At 41.1% G+C, this 12,219-nt stretch carries 11 protein-coding genes; all 11 read left to right on the forward strand.

Going from position 1 to position 12,219, the window contains the following annotated elements:
• Window positions 1-6: 6 nt before the first annotated feature.
• Window positions 7-1,308: an NAD(P)/FAD-dependent oxidoreductase gene (locus DPG01_RS05840; protein WP_110974467.1), complete on the forward strand. Its 1,302-nt coding sequence runs from the start codon at window positions 7-9 to the stop codon at window positions 1,306-1,308.
• Window positions 1,298-1,855, forward strand: a complete 558-nt coding sequence (locus DPG01_RS05845) for a DUF3261 domain-containing protein (protein ID WP_110974468.1) — start codon at window positions 1,298-1,300, stop codon at window positions 1,853-1,855. The genes DPG01_RS05840 and DPG01_RS05845 overlap by 11 nt, the downstream gene beginning before the upstream one ends.
• Complete coding sequence (locus DPG01_RS05850; RefSeq protein ID WP_110974469.1) at window positions 1,848-3,044, forward strand: beta-ketoacyl-ACP synthase; 1,197 nt, start codon at window positions 1,848-1,850, stop codon at window positions 3,042-3,044. Before DPG01_RS05845 ends, DPG01_RS05850 begins: the two co-directional genes overlap by 8 nt.
• Window positions 3,041-3,478: a 3-hydroxylacyl-ACP dehydratase gene (locus tag DPG01_RS05855; protein ID WP_110974470.1), complete on the forward strand. Its 438-nt coding sequence runs from the start codon at window positions 3,041-3,043 to the stop codon at window positions 3,476-3,478. The genes DPG01_RS05850 and DPG01_RS05855 overlap by 4 nt, the downstream gene beginning before the upstream one ends.
• Window positions 3,475-4,200 (forward strand): 3-ketoacyl-ACP reductase FabG2, encoded by a 726-nt coding sequence (locus DPG01_RS05860; protein ID WP_068909339.1) that lies wholly within the window; start codon window positions 3,475-3,477, stop codon window positions 4,198-4,200. The genes DPG01_RS05855 and DPG01_RS05860 overlap by 4 nt, the downstream gene beginning before the upstream one ends.
• The gene (locus tag DPG01_RS05865) at window positions 4,200-5,423 is read left to right on the forward strand and encodes a beta-ketoacyl-ACP synthase (RefSeq protein ID WP_086210671.1); all 1,224 of its coding nucleotides are present in this window, start codon (window positions 4,200-4,202) and stop codon (window positions 5,421-5,423) included. Before DPG01_RS05860 ends, DPG01_RS05865 begins: the two co-directional genes overlap by 1 nt.
• 15 nt (window positions 5,424-5,438) lie before the next feature.
• A complete protein-coding gene (locus DPG01_RS05870; protein WP_086210747.1) occupies window positions 5,439-5,873 on the forward strand; it encodes an excinuclease in 435 nt (144 codons plus the stop codon).
• Between the two features lie 280 nt (window positions 5,874-6,153).
• Window positions 6,154-6,528 (forward strand): rod shape-determining protein, encoded by a 375-nt coding sequence (locus tag DPG01_RS05875; RefSeq protein WP_086210670.1) that lies wholly within the window; start codon window positions 6,154-6,156, stop codon window positions 6,526-6,528.
• A 189-nt stretch (window positions 6,529-6,717) separates the two neighbouring features.
• Window positions 6,718-7,683: a type I-F CRISPR-associated endonuclease Cas1f gene (gene cas1f, locus DPG01_RS05880; RefSeq protein WP_110974471.1), complete on the forward strand. Its 966-nt coding sequence runs from the start codon at window positions 6,718-6,720 to the stop codon at window positions 7,681-7,683.
• Window positions 7,680-11,054 (forward strand): type I-F CRISPR-associated helicase Cas3f, encoded by a 3,375-nt coding sequence (cas3f, locus tag DPG01_RS05885; RefSeq protein WP_110974472.1) that lies wholly within the window; start codon window positions 7,680-7,682, stop codon window positions 11,052-11,054. Before cas1f ends, cas3f begins: the two co-directional genes overlap by 4 nt.
• Before the next feature lie 14 nt (window positions 11,055-11,068).
• The coding region (gene csy1, locus DPG01_RS05890) for a type I-F CRISPR-associated protein Csy1 (protein WP_110974473.1) at window positions 11,069-12,219 on the forward strand (1,151 nt) is incomplete at its 3' end.

A 12,219-nucleotide genomic window follows, 5' to 3' on the forward strand; every position in this document is an offset into this window, starting at 1 on the left:
AGTGCAATGAGCACCATGCAACAGACAGATGTTTTAATTATTGGGGCGGGACCATCAGGCAGCTCGGCTGCAGCTTTGTTGCGCCAAAAAGGTTACCAAGTCACGGTCATTGAAAAGCAATATTTTCCGCGTTTTTCCATCGGCGAGTCTTTATTGCCGCAGTGTATGGTGTTTTTAGAAGAAGCGGGTTTATTGGAAACGGTGCGTGCACATGCCGACGAATATGCCTTTCAGTTTAAAAATGGCGCGGCTTTTTTAAGAGGCAGACAGCGTAGTTTTTATGACTTTACCCAAAAATTTAGTGAAGGCCCAGGCACTACATGGCAGGTCCGACGTGCCAACTTTGACCAGCTTTTGGCACAGCAAGCCGAAAAAATGAGCGCGGACATCCGTTTTGGCCATGAAGTCTTGGCCGTCGATGTCAAATCCACACAGCCGATTTTGACGGTCAAAGATGAGCAAGGCAACAGCTACCAAATTCAAGGCAAGTTCCTGTTAGATGCCAGTGGTTTTGGCCGTATTTTGCCGAAGTTTCTCGACTTAGAAAGCCCATCGGACTTTCCTGTGCGCCGTGCGGTCTTTACCCACATTGAAGACGGTCTATTGAATGACCCTGAGTTTGACCGTGAGAAAATTTTAATTACCGTACATGAAAAAGATCATCGTGCGTGGTATTGGCTGATTCCCTTTGCCGATGGGCGCTCTTCATTTGGCATCGTGGCGGAGCAAGATTTCTTTGAAAAATACGGTTATGACGGCAGTGTGGACTATGACTTAGAAGCCTTGCAGAAACGTATTTTGGCGGATGATGCCAGCTTGTCGCATGTGCTGCGTCACGCCAAACATGATACTCCTGTCCGTACTTTGGTGGGCTACTCTGCCGATGTGAAACATTTGGCATCAAACAATTATGCGCTACTCGGTAATGCGGGAGAGTTCCTCGATCCTGTCTTTTCTTCAGGGGTAACGATTGCCTTAAAATCGTCCAGTCTAGCTGTGCCATTGGTTGAGCAAGTGCTGCAAGGTCAGGCAGTCGATTGGATGGAGCAATATGAAAAGCCACTACGTAAAGGCATTCAAGTATTTCGTGCCTATGTCGAGTCATGGTATTCAGGTGAATTTCAGGATGTGGTGTTCTCCACTCATCAGGATGAAAAAATCCGCCGTATGATTGCTTCCTTACTGGCAGGTTATGCGTGGGATGCAAGCAACCCGATTCATCGTAATGCCAAGCAACGCTTGAGCACTTTGGCCGAATATTGCCGAGAAGAACAACCGCAAAAAGAGTCGTTGACTGATGAAACTTAAGCTGCGTTTGAAAACCGTCAGTTGGGTTTTAGCCAGTGCTCTGCTCTGTAGTGCCTGCCAAAGCTGGATTCCCAAGGCGCAGGGACTCGCGACCCCGCAGTGGGCTGCGCAAAATTATCAACGTCAAGATCAAATCGAAGTACAGTGGAAAACCCAGAGTTTCAGCTTTTTACTGTATCAGCAACAACGGGGGCAGTCGCTTGATATGTTAGCGCTCAGCCTCACAGGACAGCAGTTGTTTAAGCTCAGTTTTGATGGTCAAAAGGTCGAAGTTGAACAGCGGATTGATCCAATGAAACGGTTGCCTTTTGATTATGTGGTGCGTGATATTCTGTATGCTACGTATCCAAATTTTGCTGCCTTACATACTGCTCAAAATGCGGTCGTGCAGAAAGACGATACCATTTATATACAGCAGCAACCCGTGTTGAAAATTCAGCAAAATGAAGGAACAATTGAACTGGATAATTTGCAAGTGCCTTATCAAATGGTGATCAGCACGGTGAGCAATACTTTAGAAGATGATCAAGGTGACCATCATGACTAAAAATCTACAGCATGTTTCAGCCGTGGGGATTCAGTTCAGTGTGGCGCTGTCGGCTTTGGGGCAAAATGCCACTGAGCTTCAGCATGCCTTAACCAATACTGAAAATACTTTGTCGCAACGAGAGGATTTGATCGCGGGGCGTTCGGTTTGGGTCGGTGCATCTGATCAAGCCTTGGTTCAAGCAGTGCCTGAAAGCTTGAGCGGTGCAGATTCACGGAATCTACGCTTTGCCTTGACGGCTCTGGCACATATTGAAACTGAAATTCATGCTTATACTGCGCAGTTTGCTAAACAACGTCTTGCTGTGATTATCGGCACGTCAACCTCAGGCATCGCGGATAATGAGCCTGTATTGAAAGCGCAGTTTCAACAGCCAGCGTCAAAGTCTGTACAGCACCAAAAACAAGAAATGGGCAGTTTAGCGAAAGCCTTACAACAGTATTTGGGCTGGGAAGGGCCCGCCTATACCATTTCTACTGCCTGCTCCTCGGCAGCCAAAGCGCTGGCGGCGGGGCAACGTCTGCTGAATGCCGATCTGGCCGATGCTGTGTTGGTTGGAGGCATTGATACCTTATGCAAGCTGACCTTAAATGGTTTTGATAGTTTAGAAAGCTTATCGAGCGGAATTTGTCAGCCCTGTGGTGCCAACCGTGACGGTATCAATATTGGTGAAGCCGCAGGACTGTTTTTACTTTCTAAAGCGCTTGCCCCTGTGATGTTACTGTCGAGCGGCGAGTCAATGGATGCGTGGCACATTTCAGCACCGCATCCAGAAGGACGAGGGGCTGCGGAGGCGATGCAAAAAGCTTTAGATATGGCACAGCTGCAAGCAAGCAATATTGGATATTTAAATTTGCATGGTACATCCACACCCCAAAATGATGCGATGGAAATTCAAGCGGTACAGACTGTTTTCTCAGATGCAGCTGTGGCTTTGAGCAGTACCAAACATAAAACAGGGCATTGTCTGGGGGCAGCGGGTGCAATCGAAGCCTTTATTTGCCAACAAGTTTTATTAGATCAATCTTGGTTGCCGCTGCATCAGGCAGGCGAATTGGATGATGTTTTGGCTGGGCAAAATTATGTGCTTACACCATATTTGAATACACCCATTCGCTATGCGATGAGTAATTCTTTTGCTTTTGGGGGGAGCAATATCAGTTTAATTTTCGGGACGGTTTTGTCATGATGGACGCAGTACAGTTTATTCCACATGCGAAACCGATGGTTTTTGTAAGTCATCTGATTGAAGCCAATGATACGTTTGCGATTGCAGAACTTCATATCACAGCTGATTTGATGTTTTGTGAGCCAGATGGCTTGCCCACATGGAGCAGTATTGAGCTGATGGCGCAGACCATTAGTGCCTATGCAGGCTATAAAGGGCAAACCAAGGGTTGGCCACCGAAAATTGGCTTTTTATTGGGAACGCGTAAAATGCAGTTACCCTGTGCCTATTTTAGTTTGGGTACAACCGTGCAGATTCGGGTCGAACAAAGTTATCTGCACGAAGGTTTGGGGCAGTTTAATTGTGAAATTGAATATCAAGAACATCGGTTCAGCGCTATGTTGAGCGTATTTGAGCCTGAAAATATGAATGAAATCATTGGAAAATTAGTGTGAACAGAAGAATTTTAGTCACGGGTTCGAGTCGAGGAATAGGTAAAGCGATCGCTTTGGAGTTGGCAAAGGCGGGCTTTGATGTCACGGTACATGCTCGTTCAAGACAGTCTGAGGCCGAAACGGTGGCTCAGGAAATTCAAGCACTTGGACAGGCCAGCCATGTACTGATGTTCGATGTGAATGAGCGTGAAAATATTGCCGCTATTTTAGAGCAAGATATAGCACAGCATGGTGCTTTTTACGGTGCGGTGTTGAATGCAGGACTAACCCGTGATGGTGCTTTCCCCGCATTGACCGATGAAGACTGGGATGATGTGGTCTCGACTTCTCTGAACGGTTTTTATAATGTGCTGAAACCCCTGATGATGCCGATGATCCGCTTGAAAAAGGGCGGACGTATTGTGACCTTATCTTCAGTGTCTGGGATCATGGGCAACCGTGGTCAGGTGAACTATAGTGCTGCTAAGGCAGGCTTGATTGGTGCGACCAAAGCATTGGCACTGGAATTGGCAAAACGCAAAATTACGGTGAACTGTGTGGCTCCGGGCTTGATTGAAACCGAAATGGTCACGGAAGAAGTGAAAGAACATGCTTTGAAAATGATCCCGATGCAGCGCATGGGGCAGGTGGAAGAAGTCGCAAAAGCGGTGAAGTTTTTATGTAGTGATGATGCCAGTTATATCACTCGCCAAGTGATTTCAGTCAATGGAGGCTTGATCTAATGAAACGTGTTGTCGTAACAGGCATGTCTGGGATTACCTCTTTGGGTGAAACCGCAGAGCAAATTTTTGAGCAGTTTGCACAAGGCAAAAGCGGTATTCGCTATATGCCTGACTGGGAAATTTATCCTGATTTACGCAGTAAGTTGGCTGGCCCGGTGGAGTCATTTACTGTACCGAAGCATTTTAACCGTAAAGTAACCCGTGGCATGGGGCGTGTTGCTTTAATGTCTACGGTATGTGCTGAAAAAGCATTAGAAGATGCAGGTTTACTGCATGCGGATATCTTAAAAAGTGGTGATGCAGGTGTGGCCTTTGGTTCCTCTGCGGGCAGTGTGGATGCCGTACGTGAGTTTGGCGCCATGTTGATTGAGCACAATATGAGCCAACTGAATGCCACGACCTACATTCGTATGATGTCGCATACCAGTGCAGTCAATATGACGGTGTATTTTGGTTTAAAGGGTTTAACCCTACCAACTTCGAGTGCTTGTACTTCAGGTTCTATGGCGATTGGCCAAGCTTATGAAGCGATCAAATATGGCAAGCAAACTGTGATGATTGCAGGCGGGGCAGAAGAGCTCAGTGCAGCGGGTTCAGCCGTGTTCGATGTGCTATTGGCGACCAGTGTGCAAAATGACCATCCAGAGAAAACCCCACGTCCATTTGATGCAAGCCGAGATGGTTTGGTGGTGGGTGAAGGCGCAGGTTGTTTGATTTTAGAAGAGTATGAACATGCGCAAGCACGTGGGGCGACCATTTATGCCGAGATTGTGGGGTATGGCAGCAATACCGATGGTCAGCATGTGACCCGACCTGATTCTGAAATGATGGGCCGTTGTATGCAGTTGGCACTCAAAGATGCACAGCTTACAGCCGAAGATATTGATTATGTTAATGCGCATGGTACCTCGACCGATCAGGGGGATATTGCTGAATCACAAGCGACTGCGCGGATCTTAGGCAAAAAACCGATTAGCTCATTAAAAAGTTATTTTGGGCATACGCTTGGGGCGTGTGGCGCCATTGAAGCATGGCTCAGTATTGAAATGATGCGACGCAATCAATTGGTGCCGACTTTAAATTTAGATCAGATTGACAGCGCCTGCGGTGATCTGGATTATGTGGTATCGGGCATGCGTTCAGCAGAAACGCAAACCATGATGAGCAATAATTTTGCTTTTGGAGGGATTAATACCTCCTTAATTTTTAAACGTTTCAAATAAGATGAGGGAAAAATGATGTCTTTTAAAAAAGCTTTTGCAGTAACAGTATTGTCTTTATGTGGGATTGCATCGGCTCAAGCAGCTGACCAAATGCATGATTTCAATTTCCAAGAAGCCGTAAACCGTGCTGTCGCTGATGGGGTGTTGGATGGTTCAGTCAAGTTTTATTTAGCGGGCACTAAGTCAGGTGGCAAGGTCATTCAAAAAGGCTTAGTGACCAATAAAAAAACCAATGGTTTTGCTAAATCGGCAGAAAGTTCATGTGATCATGTGCTACGTTCTGCGTTGATTCAGTTCCAAAATACGGCAAAAGCAAAAGGTGCAAATGCCGTGACCAATTTGGTGAGTTTCTATAAGTCCAACGAAACACGTAGCACCACGACTTACCAATGTGCGAAAGGTACGGCATTAGCAGGGGTGGCGTTAAAAGGTGACTTAGTAAAGTTCTAATGTGACTGGTGGGCTGGGTCTTTCTATAAACAAGAGAAAGGCTCGGCTTGATATAAGATAATCATGGTTTTATCACTCAAGTTAGCGGTTTTCATGAGCGGTTAGGCTCAGTGGCTTTATCTTGTTTAAACAGTAAGTGTGAAGCATGAATAATGATGAAAAGCCGTTCTAGTATGCTGAATTCTAAAATCTTTTTGGCTGGGGGATTGATGCTAAAAGGAAAATTTCAAGCACTTCGTATAAGCGTATTATGTTAATTTAGAGAAAATTAAGAATCAAGATGATAAGCGACGATTTAAAGAAACATCCTAAAGCAATGTGGGTACATTTTTATAAAAACCGTATGGATTTGATGTCAGGGGATGGTACTGTCAAAGCAACAGAAGTTCCTCAAATACCTTATGATCATCCGAGAATGATTTTGGCAGATTTTGAAAGTGCTACAACAACATTGAAAGCTTTAATGAAACATCATTCTAATAGTTTATCTTTTTTCAAGTTTACAGCTCCTATTGCGATTGTCCAAATAATGGAGCCAATACAGGCTAATTTAGCTAAGATTGAAATACGAGCTTTTAAAGAATTATTTCTTGATACTGGTGCACGAGCAGTAAATCTTTATGACCTTGATGGAAATTCTATTGAGAATAGATAACTAGGGGTTTAGGAAGTTAAAGAGGGTTGTTACGAAGTAGTTTCAGCAAATCGAGGTATAAATTACCATACAGATGCATCTTGCGAAGATTCTGCGTCAAGATGTGACGTTAGCTTGCTTAATTTTATTTCAATAAAGATGGGGTGAAGATATTTTAATAATAACGCCTCTTTAAAATTGATAACAATAATGGAACAACTTAATCCTTCCGATTTAAAAGCAATTTTACATTCTAAACGTGCCAATCTTTACTACCTTGAACATGCACGTGTCATGCAAAAAGATGGTCGAGTTTTATATCTCACAGAAGCCAAAAATGAAAACCAATATTGGAATATTCCAATCGCCAATACCACGGTCATTTTATTGGGTACAGGCACATCCATTACCCAAGCAGCGATGCGGATGCTCGCCAGTGCAGGAGTATTGGTCGGTTTTACAGGTGGCGGCGGAACACCTTTATTTATGGGGAGTGAAATTGAATGGATGATGCCACAAAGTGAATATCGCCCCACGGAATATATGCAAGGATGGATGAGCTTTTGGTTTGATGAGGCGAAACGTTTAGAGGTCGCAAAACAATTTCAGTTCGCACGTATCGAATTTATCCGTAAAGTTTGGGCTAAAGATCGGGATTTACAAGCCGAAGGATTTTATCTGGATGACCAAGATATCACTCAAGCGTTAACAGGATTTGAAAAGAAAATTCCGCATCAAAGCAAAGTTGGTGATTTGTTGCTTGCTGAAGCACAAATGACCAAGCAACTTTATAAGATTGCGGCAACACGTTGCAAACTCCGTTTTGAACGCAATCCTGAGCAGGGGGATTTAGCCAATGATTTTTTGAATCATGGTAATTATCTCGCCTATGGTTTAGCCGCAACCACGCTTTGGGTGTTAGGCATTTCTCATTCATTTGCAGTGATGCACGGTAAAACTCGACGTGGTGCTTTGGTGTTTGATGTAGCGGATTTAATTAAGGATGCTGTGGTTTTACCTTGGGCATTTATTTGTGCCAAAGAGGGCATGAAAGAGCAAGAGTTCCGTCAACAGCTATTGCAAAAATTCGTTGCATATCGCTGTTTGGATTGGATGTTTGATCAGGTGAAAACGCAAGCTTGTAAAAACTTTAATACAGAGGCAAGTGAATTATGATTGTGACCTTCATTAGCCAGTGTGAAAAGAAAGCGATTGCTCGAACTCGCCGTGTACTTGATGCTTTTGCAGATCGAATTGGTGACAATACATGGCAAACAGTCATGACCGAAGATGGTTTGATTGCTGTTAAAAAATTATTGAGAAAGACTGTCACCAAAAGTACAGCGGTCAGTTGTCACTGGATACGTGGTCGTCGTAGAAGTGAGTTGCTGTGGGTCGTTGGAAATCGGAATAAGTTTAATATGCAGGGGATTGTGCCTGTAAATACGACGAAGAAAAAATTAGATCAAAATAAATGGGAAAATGATTGGCATTATTTACCTCTGATTAAAGCGTTGGTTGCAGTGTCCGCACTACTTCACGATTGGGGCAAAGCAACGGTTTTATTTCAGCAGAAACTCCTCAGTAAAAACAATCAATTTAAAGGCGATCCTTTACGGCATGAATGGATTTCCTGTCTTTTGCTCAATGCATTGGTTCAATCATCGGGCGATATTGAAACTGACGAAGCATGGCTCAATTTATTTATCAGTCAAAATTGGAATGAAGAAGTACTCAAACAAACGATAGTGGAAAATTCAGATCAATCAAAAGCTTTAGACCAACTTCCACCTTTAGCACAGTTGGTCGCATGGTTGATTGTGTCACATCATCGCTTACCTAATTTAAAACGTGAAGAAGAATATAGGAAATATGGCAGTGAAGATGTGTCATGTATAAGTAATTTATTTGAATTTATCGAAGCAGATTGGGGTTATCAAAATAAATTTGAGGAAAAAGAGTATCAACAACGTCTTAAATTGTGTTTTGAGTTTAAACAAGGTTTGTTGACTCAGTCATCTGAATGGAACAAGCAAATTAAAAAATGGTCAACACGTTTATTACAAGAGTTTCAAGCATCACAGCAGATTTTTGTTGATGGCAGTTGGCGAGTGATTTTACATCATGCACGATTATGTCTCATGTTGGGTGATCACTATTATTCATCTTGTGAGGCAGATAAAACGTGGAAAACCAATTTATCACTCGTTGCAAATACTGACCCAAAAACGAAACAAGCCAAACAATTTTTAGATGAGCATTTAGTACGGGTCAGTGACAATGCAATGCGAGTTGCTCAGTCTTTAAGTCGCTTAGCCGATGACATGGAACCCGCTTATGATATTCAAAAATTAAAAAAGAAAAGTCCTCAAGGTTTTGAATGGCAAGATCAGGCAGTGAAAGGGATACAACAATTTATTCAAAAAAATGAGGGAGTGGAGAAACAAGGTTGGTTTATTGTCAATATGGCGAGTACGGGTAAGGGTAAAACGATTGCCAATGCTAAAATTATGCAAGCTCTATCCAATGATGGGCAATCATTACGCTATATCTTAGCTTTAGGACTCAGAACATTAACTTTACAAACTGGTGATTCATATCGTCATGATATTGGTTTGAGCAATGATGAGCTTGCTGTTTTAATTGGTTCAAAAGCTGTTCAGGAATTACATCATCAAAATATAAAAAATACTCAGCCAGATGAAGTAAGTATTGAGGAAATAGGTTCAGAGTCACTAGAAGAACTATTAGACAATGAACTTGATTATGACGCTATGCCTCAAGCAGAGTTTATGAATGCTTTATTTCCAAAGAATCAGGAACAACGTAATAAAGCTTTTTTATATAAACCTGTTTTAGTTTATACCATTGATCATATGATGGCAGCCACGGAGACCAAACGAGGTGGAAAATATATTTTACCCAGTTTGAGACTTTCATCTTCAGATTTGGTGATTGATGAAGTTGATGATTTTAACGGTCAGGACTTAATTGCGATTGCTCGACTTGTACATTTGGCAGGGATGTTAGGGCGAAAAGTGATGATTTCCTCGGCAACCATTCCACCTGCATTAGCTGAGGGTTTCTTTAATGCGTATCAGCAAGGTTGGTCATTGTATTGTGCGTTTAAAAAACTTAAAAATACAAATATGACTGCAATGTGGGTTGATGAATTTAAAACTAAAATTCAAATCATTGATTCAAGCAAATCAAAAGAAACGATGCAGCAATATAAGAATACACATGATCAATTTATTGAGCTTCGAGTAAATGCATTAAGTAAACAAATCGTAAAACATAGAGCTTATATTATAGATTGCGCTGACCTTGTTGCAGAAAAAGAAGTACAACGTTTAGATCAAAGTTTACAGTCGCAATATTTTGAACGAATTCAGCAGAATGCTGAACAATTGCATCTAAATCATTACAGTATTGATATTAAAACAGGCAAAAAAGTTTCTTTTGGTGTGGTACGCATAGCGAATATTTCGCCATGTGTCGCGCTCACTCAATATCTATTAAATGCCGAGTGGTCACAAGGAATTGCACCTCGTGTCATGGCATATCATAGTCGTCAAGTTTTGCTATTACGTAGTGAGCAGGAGCGACATTTAGATCAGGTTTTGAAGCGCAAAGAAAAAGTAGGAGAGCAGGCAACTGCATTTTCAGAAAATGTGATTCGACAGCATTTAGATTCAACAGAGCATGAACATGTTGTTTTTATCTTGGTTGCTACGCCTGTAGAGGAGGTTGGTCGAGATCATGATTTTGATTGGGCAATTGTAGAGCCATCCTCTTATCGCTCTATCATCCAACTTGCTGGGCGGGTATTACGGCATCGAAAACTGGAACAGGATATTCAAAAACCAAATATTGCTTTGATGCAATATAATTTGAAAGGCGTACGAAAGGCGAAGGTCGCATTTGAAAAGCCAGGTTGTGAAATGAATAATGATAAATTCAAATTACAGACCAAAGATCTAAAAGAATTACTCGATATTTCAAATGTTGATTTTAATATCAATGCCGTTCCACGTATTCAGGCAAATCAACCTTTACAAGCTGTAAAAAAATTGGCTGATCTTGAACATGCGGTCATGGCTGATGCTTTAACTTCATATAATAAAGTAGGTGCGAAGCCCCTCAATGCGTGGTTGACTCAAAACTGGTTTTTAACGGCTTTACCTCAGCAATTTACGCCTTTTAGACAAAGTTCACCTAATATTCAGCTTTTTGCAGTGTTAAAAAATCACAAACTTGTATTTTGTGTAAAAGATGATTTTGGAAAATATATTGATCGTAATGGTTTTTATAATATTCATCACATGCAATTAAACGAATTAGAACAACAAAGATTATGGTTAAATCGAAATTATCACGACATTTTGTGTCGTCTTTCTCTTGATAAATTGAGCGAAAATGAGGATATTTCTGAAAAGGTAGAAACATTATCAGAACGCTATGGGGAAATTATGTTACCTGAGTATGATGAGAATAAAAGACTTGTTTATTCTGAACAATTTGGACTTGTAGTTTTAGATAAATAATAAGTGGGGGATATATGGCTGAAAGCATTTATACATTTTTGAATGAGCGAAAAGAACTTTGGTTAAAAGAGCGAATAAAAAAGGCTGAAAATGAAACGGTAATAAGCGAATTACAAAAACAGGCAAATGATAAGTTTAGTTTAAATGAATGGCTACCTGATGCAGCAAAGCGAGTTACACAGCTTTCTATGGTCAGTCACCCAAGTAAATTCAGTCACCCAAGTGCAAAAACTTCAAGCGTGATTGCTAAAGTAGAACAATCTAATGATGGCTATTTACGAAGTGGGAATGTGGATTATTCATTAGATGTATTTGGCAATGCTGCTGCAATGGATGTATTTAAGTTTTTGTCCTTACCATTAAATGAAAAGTTCACGGTATTGGACGGTTTTGAACAGCAAGATCAAGCATTGAAAACTCTAATTACTCATGCAAAATTAAACTTTGATACTTTAAGTACAGAATTTTTAAAAATAAAAGTAACAGATCATTCTGTTAAAACAGATCACTTAGTGAAACAAGTTTATTTTCCAGTTCGTGAAGCACAATATCATTTACTCTCTATTTTAACGCCATCAGGATTAATCACTCGACTAAAACAATCCATTGATGCGATACGTTTTTCTGAAGACACTAAACAAGCTAAAGAGTCACGTAAGAAAAATGAGCATCATGAAATAGGCTATTCCGATATTTTTGATTTAACTGTAACGGGGTATGGTGGAACTCAACCTCAAAATGTCAGTGTTTTAAATAGTCAAAATGCAGGACGAGCTTATTTATTATCAACTTGTCCACCTAAGTTTGAAAACCGTAATATTAAATTACCCAGTCAAGATTTTTTTCAACAGTGTCTATATTGGAAAAGATTTGGTAGTGAATTTGAAAGCTTACAGAAATATGTCACTGGAATTAATAATCAGCATACACGTAAAAAAATTAAAAAAATTTTACGTCAAATGGTTGGAGATATTTTATTTATTGCCTTTTGTATACGTAAAAATGAAAAGGGATGGTCTAAAAAGGAGCATTATCAATCCTTAGCTCTAAAGCAAAAAATATGGCTTGACGATGCATATTTAGATGTAAGAGAAACCGAAAGTGAATGGCGAGATGAAATTGCTCGAAGAACTGCAAAATGGATTTTAGACAGCTTTGAAGACTT

This window comes from Acinetobacter sp. WCHAc060042 (assembly GCF_003231195.1).
Lineage (GTDB): Bacteria > Pseudomonadota > Gammaproteobacteria > Pseudomonadales > Moraxellaceae > Acinetobacter.